Below are 16,764 nucleotides of genomic sequence, written 5' to 3'. Positions count from 1 at the left end.
TGACAGGTTCGTGACCGCCTCAATCAATCTCGGCGAACTGATCCACATCCACCCCTACGCGTCCCGCTGGCCCGAACCCCTGTACGCGGTCCGTTTCCGACACGGCTCGATGGACATGTCGCAGACGTCGCTGGACCAGCTGATCGTGAAAGCGCAAGCGGCGCGGGAAATGTCACGCGCATGGGAGGCCGCGCGGTGAACCCCATAACCGAATTCGTTGCCGGTGAGGAACCGAACCCGCCCGTCTTCGTCGAGCCGGGCAGCCCGGAGTGGATGCAAATCATCACCCCCTCGAAAGTCGCCGCCATCCTCGGTGTTTCGCGTTGGGAGTCGCCGTATCGGCTCTGGCACCGGTTGAAGGGGCTGGTTGATCCGGAGCCGCCGAAAGACATCTTCGACATGGGGCACGACTTCGAGCCGGCGATGGCCGCGATCTGGAAACGCCGCAACCCCGGCTGGCAACTCTCCCCGGGGGAGGTGCAGATCATCGCCCCCGACAAGTTCGGCTACCCGGCCGCCGCCACCCTGGACCGGCGGGCCCGCCGTGGCCGAGCCCGCAAGGTGATCGAGTTCAAGACCGCCCGCCACCTTGAAGACTGGGGCGACTTCTTCACCGACCAGGCACCCGCCGACTACGTCGCGCAGATCCTGGCGCAGATGGCGTACACCGGCTACACGAAGCACCCCGCCGAGCTGCTGGTCCTCGGCCCGTACTTCGAGGCGCACACCTACGTCATCCACTACGACGCCGACGTCGTCGCGATGATTCACCAACGCTGCACCGAGTTCTGGCACTCCCTGAAGGGCAAGTTCCCGCCCGACCTGGACGACAGTGTCGCCACCTACCAGTGCGTCCGCGAGCTCCACCCCGACATCACACCCGGGGAGACGGTGCAGGTGGATCCCGATCTAGCCGTGGAACTACTCGCAGCGGCCGCCGACTCAAAAGACCACGAAGCTCGGTTACGTGGACTGAAAACCGAACTGCTCGACCGGATGCGCAACGCCCAATACGCGTGCGTCGGCGACCTGCGGATCGCTGACCGCCGCCCGCACGCCAAAGGCAGCGTCGCCTTGAACCTCGCAACGAAGAACCTGCCCCAACTGGAAGAACTGAGGACCGCATGACCGACACCGACACCGACGCCCGCTTCTACGACGACGAGGACACAGAACCGGGCAGCTCGCTCGAACTACTGCCGCCAGCACGCCTGCCCGACATGGGGGCAATCACCACCCTGCGCGAACACGTCGGCGCGATGCGCGAAGCGAAGTTCTTCGCCGAAGGCATGTGCTACACCGCTCTAGTCCCAGACCGGTTCCGCGGCAAGCCCGGAGACGGTGCCGCAGCCATCCTGTTCGGTGCCGAAATTGGGCTCTCACCCATCGCCGCGCTGCGGTCGGTCATCGTCATCCACGGGCAGCCCGGCCTGGAAGCCAGGACGATGAAGGCGCTGCTGAAATCGAAGGGCTACCGGTTCCAGACCCACGAATCGACCGACGAAGCCTGCGACATCGAAGCCTGGTCACCAGATGGCAGCGAGTCCGAGCGGTGCCGGTTCACAATGGCCGACGCGGTCAAGGCGCAGTACGTGCCGGTCGAGGTCAAACCCGGTGAGTACAAGAAGAATTCGAACGGCAAGTTGCAGGGCAACATGAAGTACATCACCGAGCCTCGGACGATGCTTCGGGCGAAGGCGACGGCCGTGGTGTGCCGTGAGATCGCGCCCCACATTCTACTCGGCATGCCGTACTCGGCGGACGAGCTCGCAACTGAGGAATCGGTGTCCGAATCAGCGCCGCCGGTGCGCGTGGTCAGCCAGCGGCAGCGGCGCGGCGTCGAAGGGTTGCGTGAAGCCATCAACGTCGACGTGGAACCGGAACCGACGGTGGTTACTGAATCTCCGGAACCGGAACAGGTAAGCGACCCCGACCCCCAGGAACCGAAGGTGGCCGCGGCCGGGTACGACATGGCGCCGGCCACCCGCCGTAAGTGGCTGAACCGCATGTTCCAGCTACTCGGCCAAGGCGACTGCACCGACGAAGCAGACCAGCGCATCGTCATCGCCGCACTCGCCGGGAAACCCGTCGGACAACTCGAACACCGCGACGGCGTTGACGACGACCAGCTCCGGGCAGTCGTGAACAAGCTCAACGAATATGACAAGAAGAACCGGCTCGGTGCGGAGATCACCGAGATCTTGAACACCGCCACGTTGGCCGAAGCCAACGTCGAAAGCGGCGAACAACAAACCCTCGACGGCACCAACTGAAAGGAAACATCATGGCCGAAAACAACGATCAAGCAACCGAATTCGCCACCCTGCTACTCACACACGCCAAAGGCCGCGCCCACGACGAAGCCACGAAGAAACTCCGCGAGGCCGTCGAAGCCGTCCAGCAGACCGGCAAAGCCGCCTCGGTAACCGTGAAGCTCGACATCAAGCCAGTCGACAAGATCCCCAACGCATTCCGCATCCAAGACTCGATCACCGCCAAGATCCCCGAAGACCCCCGCACATCCATGTGGTTCGGCGACGACCACGGCGGCCTGCACCGCAACGACCCGAACCAACGATCCCTCTACGACGACGAACCCGCCGACAACAAATCCGCCGCCGCCGGCCGCGACAACTGACCCTCACCCAATCCCTGAAAGGCAACTCTGAACATGGCAAGCACAAACGACGACACCGCAACCGAACTCGGCGTTATCAGCTACGAAGGTCCAGCCGGGGCGATAGTCCGGACACCGCATGAGGCGCAGATCATCAACGGCCTGCTACCGCACCAGAAGCACGCAGTCGCCGTCACCGAAGAACACGGACTGCAGGTCACCGACATCGCAGTCGACCCCACGGAATTCCCATCCCCGCTGCGCGTCAAAGGCGAGCGCACCGTCGCCGACCTCGACTCCTTCCTCGCGGAACTCGCCCGCCGACCCCTCGACCAGATCGGCGACACCGGCACCTTGTGGGGCAGCGCCAAGCGCGGCGTCCTCACCGCCATCTACAACGACCACGCCGGACTCATCGCCACCAACGACCCCGGCGCAGGCTGGCGCGACGACAAACTCACCCTGAAACTCACCGCAGACGACGACTGGGCCGCCTGGCACGCCATGTCCGGACGCCTCTACCCCCAGAACGAATTCGGCGACAAAATCGAAGAACTCCTACACACCATCACCAGCCCAGACCAAGCCGAACTGCTCGAAGTCATCGACAGCATCCGCTCATCAACCAGCGGCGAATTCGAATCGAAAGTCGAACGCGCACACGGCGGCCTGAAACTCACCTACCGCGAAGACCACACCGTCACCGCCGGCAAGGGCCGCGAACTCGAAGTACCACAGGTGATCATCCTCAACCTGCGCCCGTGGGAAGGACACCCCGAGACCTACCCCGTCGAAGCCAAGTTCCGGACCCGCATCACCAACGGCTCCCTTGGACTCGCGATCAAACTCCAACCGACCGCCCAGATCCTCCGCGAAGCCTGGTACACCATCACCCAGTCCGTCACCGGGCAGACCGGCAAGCCCGTCCTGGCGGTGCAGTGATGCCCGATACCGCTCTCGTCTACGTCGACCTGATCCGGGCGCCCGCGCTCGTACGGCTACTCGGACGCCAACAACCCTGGCGCTGGCGCGCACTCAACGCCGGAAACGGTCGCGTCCTCGCCGTCAGCTCTGAGCGGTACACGAACCGTCAGGATTGCATCGACGCCATCGTGCAGTTGTTCGGCTTCAACACCGCCGCCTACATGCGCGAAGCCGAACACGGCAACACCTGCCTCCGACTGGCGGCCCACGCATGAGGTTCCGCGACATCCGCGCCGGCGTCGGCCCAGACGGATGGGGCGTCGACGACGTCCCCGCCCACCTGCTGGCTGCCACCACCCCGGCCCGCCCCAAATCCACCGCAATCAAACACCCGCCCGCCTGGTACGGCGCCCGCATGCAGATGGCCCGCGACACCGCCAACCAACAACCCAAACGCTCACGCAGACAACGACTCACACGCAAACCACGAGTAGGACGCTGGAAATGACAACCAAGAAAAAGCTGACGGAACTTACGCCCGCCCAGCGCGACCGCATGTCCTCTTTCGCGCAGGAGTGGATCGAATACGGCTGGCGCACAACCCCACTCACTGACGAGGAGTGGGCGGTTTGGGAAGCCGGGGCGCGGAGGTGTTACGAGTTCGCTGGTATTCCGTGGCCGAACACGGTGATTCGGGTGTCGTCGCCAATGGTTGGTGCGTTCGCGGCTCCGTTGGCTGCTTTGGCGATTGAGGCGGTCCGGAAAATTTCTTCTCCGGGCAGCGCCGTGGACAGCGCCGTGGACAGCGCCGTGTACAGCGCCGTGGACAGCGCCGTGGGCAGCGCCGTGGACAGCGCCGTGGACAGCGCCGTGTACAGCGCCGTGGGCAGCGCCGTGTACAGCGCCGTGTACAGCGCCGTGGACAGCGCCGTGTACAGCGCCGTGGACAGCGCCGTGGACAGCGCCGTGGACAGCGCCGTGTACAGCGCCGTGGACAGCGCCGTGGACAGCGCCGTGGGCAGCGCCGTGGGCAGCGCCGTGTACAGCGCCGTGGGCAGCGCCGTGAAGAAGGGCAAGAAACTGTTCTGGCACCGCTACATCGGCGGCCGCCACTGGTGCTACTGGCCCGCGTTCGTCTCCTACTTCCGCGACGTCGTCGAACTGCAACTCGACGGCGACACCTGGGAACGATCCAAGGCCTACCAAGATGCGCAGTCCGCCGGCTACTGGTGGCCCAACCGCGACTTCGTCATGGTGTGCGACACCCCCGCCGTTTTGCACGTCGAGTCGGCGACCGGTGCGCACCGTCTGCACTGCGAGACCGGCCCCGCAGTCGCTTGGTCGGACGGGTGGGGCCTGCACTACTGGCACGGAACCCGTGTTCCCGCCGATTTGATCGAAACCGGTTGGGACATCGAACGGATCATGTCCGAACGCAACACCGAGGTCCGGCGTTGCGCGATCGAGAAGATGGGCTGGGACCGGTATGTGGCCGCGGCAGGGTTGAAGCTCGCCGACGAGGCTCCCGACCCCGGTAACCCCGGCCAGGTGCTGCGCCTGTACGACGTTCCCCGCAACGTCTTGGACTGGCCGGTTCGGGTGTTGGTTGCGCACAACGCCACCCGTGAACGCGACGGCTCGCGCCACACATTCGGGCTGACCGTGCCGACGGATTGCCGGACTGCGATAGCGGCGTCAGCGTGGACGTTCGACCTCACCGAACGGGAGTACAAGAAACTGGCCCGCGCAACCTAGCAACGGGTCGAAACACAAAGAGAGGAAATAAGAATGGCAACAACAACTGAGATGATCGAGGCCACTGGCGTCGATGTCGTCACGGCGACGGACATGGCGGATGTCGACATCCCCGTGCTGGGCGGGATGCAACGCCAGGGTGATGTCTTGGTCCGGCCTGCCGCGGTGACGGCCACGAGTCCGGTGCCGGCGGCTGGAACGCCGGTGGTGCAAGGCGAGTCCGGCGGTAACACGCACGCCATCTACGCCGCGGACGGACCGGTGTTCTGCGACGTGCTGCCCGGTTCCGCCCGGGATTTGCGGGTGGCTTTGCTGTCGGTGCCGGAGGGGTCGACCGCGTATCTGGGGCATCCGGAGCACGGCTACAACGGGATCGCGCCGGGTAGTTACGAAATTCGTCGTCAGCGTGAGATGGCAGAAGAAATCCGGATGGTGCAGGACTGATGCACGCGATGGTGGGGGCGGCGGGGCAACTCGCCGCTTTCCCCGACTGCGTCATCCCGGGCTGCCCGAACCCTGTCGCCGCCGTGGGTGAGCCGTGCTGCGACTGCCGCACCGCGTTCGGGTCGATGCTGCGCCCGGGTGGCCGCCCGCTGACGGCTGCTGAGATCGCCGAGCGAGACCGGGGTGTGCGGGCCGCGTACGCGCTGCAGCGGGAGGTGGCCGGATGCTCACACTGACGGATCTGCCCGATCGGATCAAATACAAGATCGACACGAATGGCCCGATCCCAAGTGGCCCGCTGCGACCAGTTGAAGGCAGGTGCTGGCTGTTCGACTCCTGGCACAACTCCGCTGGGTATCCGTACATCCGCGTTGATGGCCGGGACCAGCCCGCGCATCGGGTCGTCTTCAAGATGATGACGGGCCAAGACATTGTTGGGCTCGATCTGGACCACGTTTGCCGAAATGTTGCCTGCGTCAGACCATCCCATCATGACGCGGTCACCCATACCGAGAACATGAAGCGGCTCGGCAAGGCTCAGACCAGTTGCCGCCGGGAGGGTCACGATTGGAGCGACCCGCGCAATGTGCGGACGCGCCCGAATGGTCGCCGGTACTGCGCCGAGTGTGACCGTATCAGTTTACGTCAGCGGTATTTGGCTAGAAAGGCTGCAGCACAGTGACTTTGCAACTTCTGGATATGTTTTGCGGAGCGGGCGGCTCAAGCACTGGTGCGATACAGGTGCCGGGTGTTGAGGTACGCGTGGCTACTAACCACTGGCAGTTGGCGATTGAGACTCACGGGGCGAACCATCGCCAGGCGGATCACATCTGCGCGGACATTTCGCAGATCAACCCGCGCCGATTCCCCCGGACAGATCTTCTCTGGGCAAGTCCCGAATGCACTTCGCACAGTGTTGCTCGCGGCAAGAAGCGTGTCGACGCGCAACCGGATCTGTTCGGCGAGGTCCTGCCGGACGCGGCGGCCGAACGATCGCGGGCAACCATGTGGGACGTTCCACGGTTCACCGAAGCCCACCACTATCAGGCGGTGATCGTCGAAAACGTCGTCGACGCCTGGCATTGGCAGCCGTTTCAGGCGTGGCTGATGGCGATGGACTCGCTGGGCTACGACCACCACGTGGTATTCCTGAACTCCATGCACGCCCAGGCGTTCGGCGCAGGCGCACCGCAGTCCCGGGACCGGATGTACGTGGTGTTCTGGCGCAAGGGCAACCCGCGTCCGGACTTCACACGAGTCACTTCGCCCGCGGCGGTGTGCCCGGAGTGTGGGCAGGTGCGGGCGCGGCAGGTGTTCAAGCGCGCCGACCGCGCGCCGTGGGGCCGCTACCGCCAGCAGTACGTCTACACCTGCCCGGTGCGGGGCTGCGTGACCGTCGTTGAGCCGCACTACCGTCCGGCCGCCGACATCATCGACTGGGCGCTGTTGGGCCAGCGGATCGGGGACCGGGCGAAGCCTCTTGCGGCGAAGACGTTGGCGCGTATCCAGGCGGGGATTGACCGGTATTGGGCTCCGCTGCTGGTGCCCGTTGAAGGGCGCGACGGCAAGCAGGCTGCGCCGGTTGATCAGCCGGTGCGCACGATGACGACGCGCAGCGAGACTGGGTTCCTTGTACCGACTGGCGGTACGTGGCGGGACCGCGCCACGGCCCTCGCTGATCCGGCGCCCACCCGCACAACACGGGAGAACGACGGCCTGGCGTTCATCGCCGAGTTGCGCGGCGGCGGCTCCAAGCACCGGCCGGTGTCCGACCCGCTGTGCACGGTAGTCGCCAACGGCAACCACCACGGCCTCGTCACGGCCTACTACGGCAACGGCACCACCCGGCCAACCAGCGACGCCCTGGCCACCGTCACCGCCACCGAGCGGCACGCGCTGCTGATGCGCAACAACAGCAGCAAGGGCGATGGGGCCGAGATGGTCACGCCCGCCAGCGAACCGGCCCGCACCGTCACCACCGCAGGCCACCAGTCGCTGCTGACCGCCGAACGGCCGACCATCGACCTCGACGACGTCCTGTTCCGGATGCTCGAGCCCCGCGAGATCGCCGCCGCGATGGACTTCCCCGGCACCTACCGCATCCTCGGCAACCGCCGCGAACAGGTCAGGCAGGCCGGGAACGCCGTAACGCCGCCAGCCGCGCGGGATCTCGTCGGCGTCGTCGCTGAATCGCTGGGAGTCACAGCATGACCAACCTCCACTTCGCCGCCGAACTCTTCCCGCAGCACACGAAGATGGTGGAGGAGCACGGCGACCCAATCACTCCACATCACCAATGAGTGACGACGTAGCAGACCGCGTCGACGTGATCGTCCAGGGATGTAGCGACAGCATATTTGCCCCAGAATCGTTGGCGGACATCAAATGCCGACTCTCTTTCATCGAGGCCAGCGAGTGCAACTGCGTTGAGGGGCCGCACGAGAACGCGCTACACGACTTGGTCTGCGACGATGTTCCGGTCTTGCTCAAGGTGGTTGACCAGCTCGCCGCCGAGCTGAAAAACACACGGGCGCAACTGGAACAACTACGGTCCGGAATGACGCGCGTCGAGCACTTCGCACGGATGCAGGCAATCAGTGACCGTGCGCGAACGGGACCGGCTCGCTCCACCTATCACAGCGAGGAATGGTACTGGCTGAACCTGCTCGCGCTGATTGAGAGAGCGGAGGCCGAAGGTGTCTGACGTCCGCGCGCGACTCGCCGAAGCACTGCGCAACCACTTCAAACTCCACCGCGCCGGCCGACCGGAGGAATGGGTCTGCGGCGGCTGCCACGCAGACTTCCACAACTTCCAATGCCACGAAGACCACGTGGCCGATGTGCTGCTGTCTCTGGAAGGTGTCGCCATCGTGGCACTACCGGAGCCCGACGACACCGGCAGCGGCCAGGGCGGTGAGTTCGACGCATGGTGGGGCCGATACCCCGATAACGATCCCCACCACGCACCGCGTTGGGCCGGCTACGACGTGTGGGCAGAGCACGGCAAGGTCCACACCAGCGCGATTCACGAACACACGCCCGACCAGGCCCGCGCTCTCGCCGCTGTGCTCTTGGCCGCTGCTGACGCTGCGAAAGCGGCGGGCGGTGAACACGACCCAGAGTGTGAGCACAGGGGCCGTTACGACCGCTTCGAGGGTGTCGAGTACTGCGCAGGCTGCGGGGCGGCGCAATCATGAGCGCGGAACCCTTGGTGACGGCGGGCTTAATGACAGACGTCCCGCCATGCATCTGCAGACGTGAGGTCGCCGCGTCGTGCGTTCATCACGGCCCGGCATGGATACGCATCTGCGAACGGCTGAGTGAGTTACGCGCTGCAGAGGCGGTGAAGCGGTGAGCTGCAAGCACTTCAGTTGCACCTGCCAGATCCAGGGCTGCGGCCTAACCCACCCCACGGACTGGACACCCGTCATGAAGGCCTCGATCAACGGTGTCGTTGTCGCCGGTGACGACCCCGCCGACTGCATCGCGCACTACCTACTCCGCCTTGGCTACCCAACCGACCGTCCTGAACACCTGCGCAAAGTTGCCGAGTCCATGGCGGCCAGGCGGCCGATCAACGCTGCAGAGGCGGTTACTGATGCCTGAGCGCCGCTACGTGTACCGCCTCGTTGTCGACCACTGGCCTACACCCGACGGCAAGCCGTTCGCCGACCAGCCGCTGAATTGGTGGGAAGTCATCGCGGCCTGCGCAAGCAGCAAGCACGCCGACCCCGACTGCGCCTGCCCCGCTTGGCTTCCCACCGACCTCGACAAATACCTACCCGGCCCCGCGAGCTTCGCCTACCCACCTCGCCACACCCGTTGCATCGGTGACGACGGCGAAACGCCCGACTACGCAACCGGATACCCCGGCGCACCGGGCTACGACGTCATCGCAGTGCCAATCGCGCCAACACGCCGATTCATGCAACGCAGCGGACCTGCCGCGATGGCCAAGCAGCTCCGTGAGTGGGGTTGCCGGGCACACGTCGAACGCGCGGAAGTGGGCGAGTGGGAAGTGGTGACGACCGATGCCTGAGCCGTACTACACCGACGAGCAGGTCCAACTGTTCCTGGGCGACTTTCGAGAGTTGCTTCCGAGTCTTGGCGCCATAGCCGATGTCATCGTGGCCGATCCGCCATATGGAGAGACCTCGCTAGCTTGGGACAAGTGGCCTGCCAACTGGCCCAATGCGGTGTCGCCGCACGGCAAGTCCATGTGGTGCTTCGGCTCCATGCGCATGTTTCTTCAGCGCGCCTCTGAGTTTGACGACTGGCGGCTGTCACAAGATTTGGTCTGGGAGAAGCACAATGGCAGCGGATTCCACGCCGATCGTTTCAAGCGGGTTCATGAGCACGCACTGCACTGGTACCGCAGCGACGTCCGTTGGTCGGACATTTATCACCGAGTACCGACAACGCCCGATGCCACCGCGCGAGCGGTTCGACGTAAGACGCGCCCGACACACACGGGAAATATTGATGGCTCCGCATATCAGTCATTTGACGGCGGTCCCCGCCTCATGCGCTCGGTCATCTTCGCGCGATCTATGCATGGCCGCGCGATCAACGAGACCGAGAAGCCTGTCGGTTTGCTTCAGCCACTGATCGAGTACGCCTGTCCCCCCAATGGACTTGTACTCGACCCCTTCGCGGGATCTGCATCAACACTCGTCGCGGCCCGAAATATTGGGCGGCGAGCGATAGGGGTTGAACTGCGTGAGGCGCAGTGCGAGGCCGCCGCGCGCCGCCTAGGTCAACAGTGCCTGGACTTTGAGGCTGGCGCATGAGCACCCGCGACGAGCAGAACGCCCGGTACCGGCAGGGGTTGTGCTGCGTGTGCGGGCTGGTGCCCTACAGCGCGGGGCGGGTGCGGTGCGACGACTGCCACCGGGCACATGTGACGCCGTATGAGCCGGGACTGACGAGACGTGAGGAGGCGCAACGTGGCGCGTGACCATGCCCGAATTCACCTTGATATCTGGGGAGACGACGACTGGCTCGACCTGCCGGCCGACGCCCAATGCCTGTACATGACGCTCTACACCAGCCCTGGACGCACGCTCTGCGGTGCGCACGAGTGGAGCCCCAGCAAACTCGCCCAACGCGCCGCCGACTGGACCGTGCCACGCATCGAAGCCGCCGCCGAAACCCTCTCCCAGCAACTGTTCCTCATCATCGACACTGACACCGATGAGTGCCTACTGCGGTCATGGATCAAACATGACGGCCTCTGGCGCACACCCAACATGGCCGTCTCTGTAGCCAACGCCAGAGCCAACCTGGCATCCCGAATCCTGCGCGGCGTGATCGTCTTCGAGGTGCTGAAACTACGCGCCGCCGAGCCGAAATCGACGTCCTGGGAACGTCCGGCAGTGCAGAGCATGCTCGGACAGAAGGCGATCGATCCGGCATCTCTGGAGCCCTTCAATGGTGCCCACAACCCCGACCCCAACGGTGGCCGTAACGGTGGGGTTAACCCTGCGTCTAACGGTGCCGCTAACCCTTACGGCCAGAACGGCGCTAAGGGTGGCTCCAAGGGTGGCCCTACTAACGCTTTTCTTACTAACGCTACCGCTACAAAAAGCGACGACGACGACTCGCAAGACGAGCCGCCGCTCCCCGCCGCCGAACCCGAATACATCGACAACGCAGCCAAACCCACCAAACAGCACCCATCCAGCGCCGCGAAAACCGTCGTCCGCCAGGAACTCGGCACCGACGCGCCCTACCCCCGGCAGACCATCGAACGGCTTGCCGTCCAAGTCGACAAACTGTTCCACGCCGACCACCCCGACGCCCTGATCCGCGAAGCCATCCGCGAATGGGACCGACGCGAGGACGCACGACTCCCAGAGTTCCTGCCCTCGGTCTACAGCGACTGCGTCAAACGCGCCCGGGCGCAGCCCGGAAACACCGGCCGCCCCGCAAACAAGCTCCGTGCGGTCGCCGAACTCGCCCAACGCGAACGGGCCCGAGAACAAGCCGCCATCGAAACCACCGAAACCCCGAAAGGCATCGCATGACCACCCCCGCCGACGCACTCGAAGTCATGACCATCGTCGCCGCATGCCACCACCGCACCGCCCCCCGCATGGACGACGAACAAGCCGCGCTCGCCACCGCGCGCGTCTGGGCAGACCTGTTCAGCGTCCACCACCTTGAGCTGCCAGACCTGATCGCGGCCGTCAAGAAACGCGCGCTCGGAGCCGCTGACGCCCCGGAGCCGGCCGAGATCATCGCGTTTGCCCGCGAGATCCGTCGCGACCGCACCGAGCGCGAATCAGAGGCTGCGCGGCGGGCCCGCGAAGACCAGCGCGACGCCGCCCTGGAAGCGCGCAACCGCGACCGCATGGCCGCGATCACGGGCGGCTTCGCCGCCATGAAGGCAGTCGACCATGAGTGACCGCCTCGACATCGCGTGCGCGGATCAGCCGCGCGAATCCGACCCCTGCGCGATCCGCGACGGATCCACCGCCGCCCCGGACGGCAACTGCGTCACATGCGGCAAGCACACCGGACCAGCCGCGTCGGCACCGTTCGGATATCCGACGAGTGAGCTGGAAACCCCGGCGCCGGATCGTGAGCCGAAGATCGCCGAAGCCGTCGCCCGGCTCCACGTCCTCAACTCCCAGCTCGAGGTGTTCCACGGCGTACGCCGGATCGCGGAGAACCAGGCGCTGCTGTCGTCGGCCGCGGTGAAGCAGATCCGGGCGCTGTACACGGCGTTCGACGAGAAACACCCCACACCGGCACAGGAAGGCGGCCAGCAGTGAAGGTTCGGCAGTGGTTGGCGTGGAAGCTGGTGCAGATCGCGCACCGGTTGCACGCCGCCGAGTACCAGGAGACCGTGCAGATCACGTCCGACGGACGTCACGTGTGCACCATCAGCGTCATCGGTGATCAGTACGGCTGCGGCATCACCAGCATGGCGGGCATCCCCTGGAATCTGGACGGCGGCGCTGTGAAGACGGCCCAGGTTCACGGCTTGGAGTTCACGTGGAGCGTCGACGCGTGACCGCGCCGAACCCGGATCCGTGCGTCTGCGACGACCTGCTGATCGCCGACGGCCAAGTCATCGGCACGTACCAGCATGAGCATGCTGAGTTTGAGCCGTACGCGTGCGCGGACTGCGACTGCGAAGGTTTCCGGCCCGCCGGGAGCGAGCCAGAGGCCGCCGGAAACCGGCCCCATTCGCCCGGAGACGAACTTTCAGGGGCGCCCGAGGGTGACAGGCCGCACCTAGTCATTCCGGCCCAACTCGACCTCCAAGCGAAGTACGTCCAAGAAACCGCCCAACACCTCGACCAAACCATCACCCAAATCCGCGGAACCTTCACCGACCCCGACGACCCCCTAGCCGTCTGCGCACTCGCCGACATGCTCGAAGCATCCTGGCCCGGAAACGCAGACTCCTGGGTCGCACTCGTCCTCGCCACACGCCGCCTCATCGACGCCACCAACCACGGCCGCGGACGCGGAATCCGCGACACCATCCGCCGAAAGATCCAACGATGAGCGCCGAAACCCTGCAAGCGATCGAATCAGCGATCCGCGCCCACATTGCCGACGCCAACGGCGACGTCGCCGCACTCACCGACTGGTTCGTCTCATACGGCGTGATGACCCAATGCGAAGACACACCGAACGGAATCTCCTACGTCACCGGATACGCAACCTCTGACGCTTCACCGCAGGGCGCGCTGGGTGTCGCAACTCTTGGAATCCGCTATCTGACAGACGATCTGGCGGGTCCGACGGAATGACCGACCACACGATCCGCTGCCGGGACCGCCGCTACTGCGGCGGCGCCCTGTTCACCGTCACCGCGGCCGACCAGGAAGCCGCACACATGGCCGCACGCAACCAAGGCTGGCTCATCCACACCGCCAACGACCAAACCACCTGCCCAGCATGCCAAGCCGGCACCCACCCCAGGAGGAACCCGTGACTGAAGATCACACGTCCACACGCAGATCATCCTGGGGACTTGACGCCAATGAACCCAAAGAGAATTGGCGTGATCTGGCGCTCTGCCGACAAGTTGACCCCGAAATTTTCTTCCCCGACAAAGGTGGGTCAACCAAAGAAGCCAAACGGGTCTGCGCGAACTGCGAGGTCCGCGAAGAATGCCTGACCGACGCACTCTCCCACGATGACCGATTCGGAGTCAGAGCCGGGCTGTCCGTATGCGAACGCCGGAAACTCAACATCGGCCGACCCCGCCGCCCGCAACGAACCGAACACATACCCCTGAAACCGCCAACCCAGCACCCCCAATGCGGCACCGAAGCGGGGCAGAAAAAACACTCCCGCGAAGGTGAAAACTCCTGCGACGCATGCAAACAAGCAGGCAGCGACGCACGCCGCAACCGACTCGAAACCCGAGCAACCGCATGACCGAAAGCCGCCACCGGTGCCTCGCCGGCCGCGCGTGCCGCAGCCAAGCCGTCGAGGAAGTCGAAGGAAAGAACGTCGAACTTCCAGCCATCACCGAGAAACCCGACACCCTCTGCGACTCCTGCCGACGCAACGTACACACCGTTATCACAGAATCACTGACAGTCTGGGACTCATTGCACAACGCACTCGGCGATCGCGCCATGCGCGGCAGCAGTGAACGCATCTCCGGAACCAAAACTCCACCCATTCCCATTGACGTCGAGGTCGACGCAGCGAAAGACGCGCTGGCGGAATGGCTCATCGCGGCCGCAGCCCGCGTATCTGAATACCTCAACACCGACACCCCCCAACCCAAGTCCCGCATTGACCGCGAACAACGACGAATCGTCCAAGCGTGCACCCGGCTCGTCGAACCCAACATCGACCGCCTGCTCCAAGCACCAGCAGAAACCGTCACCGTATGGCGCAAGACCGGAGAATCCACCACCTACGTCGACAAAACCGGAATCGACATAGCACTAGAGATCGTCCGATGCCACCGCGTCGCCCATGCCATCCTCGGGGACCAGAACACCCACCAATCAGTGCAACTAGCCTGCCCGAACTGCCACACACGCCGCTGCAGCAGAACCGTTACCCACCGGAAGAACGGCGGAGTAGACGACTTCGTTGCCTGCGCCGAATGTAAAAGCAGTTGGACGTTCGAGATCTACCAATTCCGATGCCGCCGCGACGCCGAAGACATGGAGGCCACACACATGGACGCCGAGAAACTCAAACAGTTCGAAACCACGATCGAAGACGAACGCACAAAACGCACATGGGCGGAATGGTTGCTCGCAGAGATGACGTGGAAGTTCACCCTCGCACTCGACTGCCCCAACGTATCCGCAGCAGACTTCGCCAACGCCGTACTAGAACACACCAAAACGTCTGTGTAGCAAGATAAAATGACAAATATGCAACGACGCGAGCAACGCGAACGCCACCACGTGCTCTACCGGTTCTTCAACGTGGACGGCGAACTGCTGTACATCGGAATCACCCGAAACCCAAGCTCCCGCTTCAAATCACACCAGCATGAAAAGTCCTGGTTCTCCGAAGTCACCAGCTCCACCATGGAACACTTCACCTCCCGGCAAGAACTCATGGATGCCGAACTGTCCGCGATCCGCCGTGAATCGCCGAAGTACAACATCGCCGGCACCTGGCAACCCCAGCCGCCGCCCAAATCCGAAATCAGGCTGCGCCAAGCGCGCGCCCAAGCGCAATCCGTCTTCGGCCGCGATGCCAACCACTTCCAAAGCCCCGACAGCATCGCCGACGACGACCCGCCACCAGAATTCTCCCACCAACACTACCCATGCCTAAAATGCCGCCGCTTCTTCGTCTACCGAGAAGTCGACGCCGAAGGAATCCCAACCACCGACACCCTGCGCTGCTTCTACTGCGAAACAGAATGGTCCGACGACGAATGGACCAACGCCGTCATCGAACTGCTCAACAACAGGGTCACCGGACCATGAATCGGGAAGATAAACTCAGCAAACTAGTTGCCCTGCTCTGGGAAGCCACACCCGAGACAGTCCGATCACAACTCCTACCGGCCATTCATCAACTCGGCGCGACCTGGGCGATACCTGACAGCGAAGCCCCCCCGAACTGGATGACGACGGTCGAAGTCGCACTCGAGTTCAAGCTGTCGCCAGCGTCAATACGGTCCAACTGGCCACGCCAGTACGGCGTGCGCCCCACCAACGATCGTTGGCTAATCGAAGACATCGAACTCGTCCGCCTCAAGCGGAGACTCAAAGGGCAAGTCGCATGACGCCCCACGTCTCGACAAGCTGACCGTCCGCTCAATTATCGGTAGGAGGAAACATGCCTGACTTCCACGGCACGACGGGCCGCGATGATCTCGTGGGCGGCGGCGATGCCACCCAATTCAGCACCACCGTCGAGGGTGTAACCCTTTGCTCGGTACAGCCTTTCACTGACGACGAGAAGGAAGCACTCGGCGCTTATTTCCGGCTGCTACGGAAAACGCGCGACCGCGAGCGTGGCGTTGTCGACCTCGACTGCGACCCAACATAAGAACCGCTGATCGGCGTAAGGGTAGACACGTCGGGAGCAATAATGCCGATTCTGCGGCGAAATTTGTAGTACCCTGAATAACCAGTTGGAACCGCTATGCCCAGACCCGGGCAAAGCGGCTTTTTTGTGCCCGCAGGAGGCCAACATGCCTGCACTCCCACGCCTATTCGCCTACGCCCGCGAACACCAGAACCAAGCCCGCAACGCCGGCGACGAACTCCGCGCCGAACTGTGGAACGCGATCCTCGACAAACTCATCGACCGCAACACACTGGCCAAGCTGATGAAGGGGAACCGCTGATGGCCGCAGGAGTAGACACCAGCCCCGGCGTAGGCGCATCCGCATCGCTGAACGCGTATTGGACCACGGGGCCAGGCCGCGCCAAGTGGGCCGACAGTCCGAAGCCCTGGACCACGCTGTACAACCTGCTGCGCCAGTACATGAGCGAAGCCAAAGCCAAAGGACTCGCAACCGAATACTTCGTCCGCGTATTCGGCCACGGCCCAACAGCCAAACACTAGGGGGA

The 16,764-nt window shown here is 64.2% G+C and carries 31 protein-coding genes and 1 pseudogene; 31 read left to right on the top strand and 1 reads right to left on the bottom strand.

Annotated features, from left to right (window positions below; all coding sequences use genetic code 11):
* Positions 1–10: 10 nt before the first annotated feature.
* The 7 genes from QXH22_RS05870 to QXH22_RS05840 are packed head-to-tail and all read left to right on the top strand — an operon-like array spanning position 11 to position 4,049.
* Positions 11–199: a hypothetical protein gene (locus QXH22_RS05870; protein WP_306241669.1), complete on the top strand. Its 189-nt coding sequence runs from the start codon at positions 11–13 to the stop codon at positions 197–199.
* Positions 196–1,128, top strand: a complete 933-nt coding sequence (locus QXH22_RS05865) for a YqaJ viral recombinase family protein (protein ID WP_371934158.1) — start codon at positions 196–198, stop codon at positions 1,126–1,128. The genes QXH22_RS05870 and QXH22_RS05865 overlap by 4 nt, the downstream gene beginning before the upstream one ends.
* A complete protein-coding gene (locus QXH22_RS05860; protein WP_306275133.1) occupies positions 1,125–2,273 on the top strand; it encodes a hypothetical protein in 1,149 nt (382 codons plus the stop codon). The genes QXH22_RS05865 and QXH22_RS05860 overlap by 4 nt, the downstream gene beginning before the upstream one ends.
* 11 nt (positions 2,274–2,284) lie before the next feature.
* The gene (locus QXH22_RS05855) at positions 2,285–2,638 is read left to right on the top strand and encodes a hypothetical protein (protein WP_306241665.1); all 354 of its coding nucleotides are present in this window, start codon (positions 2,285–2,287) and stop codon (positions 2,636–2,638) included.
* Positions 2,639–2,671: 33 nt separating this feature from the next.
* Positions 2,672–3,559 carry a DUF2303 family protein gene (locus QXH22_RS05850; RefSeq protein WP_306241664.1) on the top strand — a complete coding sequence of 296 codons (888 nt, stop codon included), beginning with the start codon at positions 2,672–2,674 and terminating at the stop codon, positions 3,557–3,559.
* On the top strand, positions 3,559–3,816 hold the full coding sequence (locus QXH22_RS05845) for a YegP family protein (RefSeq protein WP_306241663.1): 258 nt from the start codon (positions 3,559–3,561) through the stop codon (positions 3,814–3,816). The genes QXH22_RS05850 and QXH22_RS05845 overlap by 1 nt, the downstream gene beginning before the upstream one ends.
* Positions 3,813–4,049: a hypothetical protein gene (locus QXH22_RS05840; RefSeq protein ID WP_306241662.1), complete on the top strand. Its 237-nt coding sequence runs from the start codon at positions 3,813–3,815 to the stop codon at positions 4,047–4,049. The genes QXH22_RS05845 and QXH22_RS05840 overlap by 4 nt, the downstream gene beginning before the upstream one ends.
* Before the next feature lie 145 nt (positions 4,050–4,194).
* On the opposite strand, the gene QXH22_RS05835 is transcribed toward QXH22_RS05840, so the two are convergent.
* Positions 4,195–4,617: a hypothetical protein gene (locus tag QXH22_RS05835; protein ID WP_306275132.1), complete on the bottom strand. Its 423-nt coding sequence runs from the start codon at positions 4,615–4,617 to the stop codon at positions 4,195–4,197.
* Between QXH22_RS05835 and QXH22_RS05830 the strand changes: the two genes are divergently transcribed.
* The 24 genes and pseudogenes from QXH22_RS05830 to QXH22_RS05715 all read left to right on the top strand — a co-directional run bounded on the left by QXH22_RS05830 (position 4,604) and on the right by QXH22_RS05715 (position 16,759).
* The gene (locus QXH22_RS05830; protein WP_306241660.1) at positions 4,604–5,296 is read left to right on the top strand and encodes a DUF6745 domain-containing protein; all 693 of its coding nucleotides are present in this window, start codon (positions 4,604–4,606) and stop codon (positions 5,294–5,296) included. The genes QXH22_RS05835 and QXH22_RS05830 overlap by 14 nt on opposite strands.
* Positions 5,297–5,329: 33 nt before the next feature.
* Entirely contained in the window at positions 5,330–5,740 is a 411-nt protein-coding gene (locus QXH22_RS05825) for a hypothetical protein (RefSeq protein WP_306241659.1), read from the top strand.
* Entirely contained in the window at positions 5,740–5,976 is a 237-nt protein-coding gene (locus QXH22_RS05820) for a hypothetical protein (RefSeq protein ID WP_306241657.1), read from the top strand. Before QXH22_RS05825 ends, QXH22_RS05820 begins: the two co-directional genes overlap by 1 nt.
* Positions 5,964–6,422, top strand: coding sequence for an HNH endonuclease (locus QXH22_RS05815; RefSeq protein ID WP_306241656.1), 459 nt, complete (start codon positions 5,964–5,966; stop codon positions 6,420–6,422). The genes QXH22_RS05820 and QXH22_RS05815 overlap by 13 nt, the downstream gene beginning before the upstream one ends.
* Positions 6,423–6,439: 17 nt before the next feature.
* On the top strand, positions 6,440–7,951 hold the full coding sequence (locus tag QXH22_RS05810) for a DNA cytosine methyltransferase (RefSeq protein ID WP_306275981.1): 1,512 nt from the start codon (positions 6,440–6,442) through the stop codon (positions 7,949–7,951).
* Positions 7,952–8,036: 85 nt separating this feature from the next.
* Positions 8,037–8,444 (top strand): hypothetical protein, encoded by a 408-nt coding sequence (locus QXH22_RS05805; protein ID WP_306275131.1) that lies wholly within the window; start codon positions 8,037–8,039, stop codon positions 8,442–8,444.
* Entirely contained in the window at positions 8,437–8,937 is a 501-nt protein-coding gene (locus QXH22_RS05800) for a hypothetical protein (RefSeq protein WP_306275130.1), read from the top strand. Before QXH22_RS05805 ends, QXH22_RS05800 begins: the two co-directional genes overlap by 8 nt.
* 232 nt (positions 8,938–9,169) lie before the next feature.
* Entirely contained in the window at positions 9,170–9,346 is a 177-nt protein-coding gene (locus QXH22_RS05795) for a hypothetical protein (protein WP_306275129.1), read from the top strand.
* Positions 9,339–9,779, top strand: coding sequence for a hypothetical protein (locus QXH22_RS05790; RefSeq protein ID WP_306275128.1), 441 nt, complete (start codon positions 9,339–9,341; stop codon positions 9,777–9,779). Before QXH22_RS05795 ends, QXH22_RS05790 begins: the two co-directional genes overlap by 8 nt.
* Positions 9,772–10,530: a site-specific DNA-methyltransferase gene (locus tag QXH22_RS05785; RefSeq protein ID WP_306275127.1), complete on the top strand. Its 759-nt coding sequence runs from the start codon at positions 9,772–9,774 to the stop codon at positions 10,528–10,530. Before QXH22_RS05790 ends, QXH22_RS05785 begins: the two co-directional genes overlap by 8 nt.
* Complete coding sequence (locus tag QXH22_RS05780) at positions 10,527–10,697, top strand: hypothetical protein (protein ID WP_306275126.1); 171 nt, start codon at positions 10,527–10,529, stop codon at positions 10,695–10,697. Before QXH22_RS05785 ends, QXH22_RS05780 begins: the two co-directional genes overlap by 4 nt.
* Entirely contained in the window at positions 10,687–11,766 is a 1,080-nt protein-coding gene (locus QXH22_RS05775; RefSeq protein WP_306275125.1) for a hypothetical protein, read from the top strand. Before QXH22_RS05780 ends, QXH22_RS05775 begins: the two co-directional genes overlap by 11 nt.
* Positions 11,763–12,146: a hypothetical protein gene (locus tag QXH22_RS05770; protein WP_306275124.1), complete on the top strand. Its 384-nt coding sequence runs from the start codon at positions 11,763–11,765 to the stop codon at positions 12,144–12,146. The genes QXH22_RS05775 and QXH22_RS05770 overlap by 4 nt, the downstream gene beginning before the upstream one ends.
* Positions 12,139–12,516: a hypothetical protein gene (locus QXH22_RS05765; RefSeq protein WP_306275123.1), complete on the top strand. Its 378-nt coding sequence runs from the start codon at positions 12,139–12,141 to the stop codon at positions 12,514–12,516. Before QXH22_RS05770 ends, QXH22_RS05765 begins: the two co-directional genes overlap by 8 nt.
* Positions 12,513–12,758, top strand: coding sequence for a hypothetical protein (locus tag QXH22_RS05760; RefSeq protein ID WP_306275122.1), 246 nt, complete (start codon positions 12,513–12,515; stop codon positions 12,756–12,758). The genes QXH22_RS05765 and QXH22_RS05760 overlap by 4 nt, the downstream gene beginning before the upstream one ends.
* A complete protein-coding gene (locus QXH22_RS05755) occupies positions 12,755–13,258 on the top strand; it encodes a hypothetical protein (protein WP_306275121.1) in 504 nt (167 codons plus the stop codon). The genes QXH22_RS05760 and QXH22_RS05755 overlap by 4 nt, the downstream gene beginning before the upstream one ends.
* Positions 13,255–13,506: a hypothetical protein gene (locus QXH22_RS05750; RefSeq protein WP_306241644.1), complete on the top strand. Its 252-nt coding sequence runs from the start codon at positions 13,255–13,257 to the stop codon at positions 13,504–13,506. Before QXH22_RS05755 ends, QXH22_RS05750 begins: the two co-directional genes overlap by 4 nt.
* On the top strand, positions 13,503–13,691 hold the full coding sequence (locus QXH22_RS05745) for a hypothetical protein (protein WP_306241643.1): 189 nt from the start codon (positions 13,503–13,505) through the stop codon (positions 13,689–13,691). Before QXH22_RS05750 ends, QXH22_RS05745 begins: the two co-directional genes overlap by 4 nt.
* 65 nt (positions 13,692–13,756) lie before the next feature.
* Positions 13,757–13,957, top strand: a pseudogene (locus QXH22_RS05740) (WhiB family transcriptional regulator); the annotation flags it as partial.
* Positions 13,958–14,136: 179 nt separating this feature from the next.
* Positions 14,137–15,084 (top strand): hypothetical protein, encoded by a 948-nt coding sequence (locus QXH22_RS05735; RefSeq protein WP_306241642.1) that lies wholly within the window; start codon positions 14,137–14,139, stop codon positions 15,082–15,084.
* Between the two features lie 18 nt (positions 15,085–15,102).
* The gene (locus QXH22_RS05730) at positions 15,103–15,669 is read left to right on the top strand and encodes a GIY-YIG nuclease family protein (protein ID WP_306275120.1); all 567 of its coding nucleotides are present in this window, start codon (positions 15,103–15,105) and stop codon (positions 15,667–15,669) included.
* A 355-nt stretch (positions 15,670–16,024) separates the two neighbouring features.
* Complete coding sequence (locus QXH22_RS05725; RefSeq protein ID WP_306241640.1) at positions 16,025–16,237, top strand: hypothetical protein; 213 nt, start codon at positions 16,025–16,027, stop codon at positions 16,235–16,237.
* A 145-nt stretch (positions 16,238–16,382) separates the two neighbouring features.
* Complete coding sequence (locus QXH22_RS05720) at positions 16,383–16,538, top strand: hypothetical protein (protein WP_306241639.1); 156 nt, start codon at positions 16,383–16,385, stop codon at positions 16,536–16,538.
* Positions 16,538–16,759 carry a hypothetical protein gene (locus QXH22_RS05715; protein WP_306241638.1) on the top strand — a complete coding sequence of 74 codons (222 nt, stop codon included), beginning with the start codon at positions 16,538–16,540 and terminating at the stop codon, positions 16,757–16,759. Before QXH22_RS05720 ends, QXH22_RS05715 begins: the two co-directional genes overlap by 1 nt.
* Positions 16,760–16,764 lie beyond the last annotated feature (5 nt).

Source organism: Mycobacterium sp. TY814, assembly GCF_030755175.1.
Lineage (GTDB): Bacteria > Actinomycetota > Actinomycetes > Mycobacteriales > Mycobacteriaceae > Mycobacterium.
Note: the sequence above shows the minus strand (reverse complement) of the source record. Positions and strands in the feature narration are given on the sequence as shown.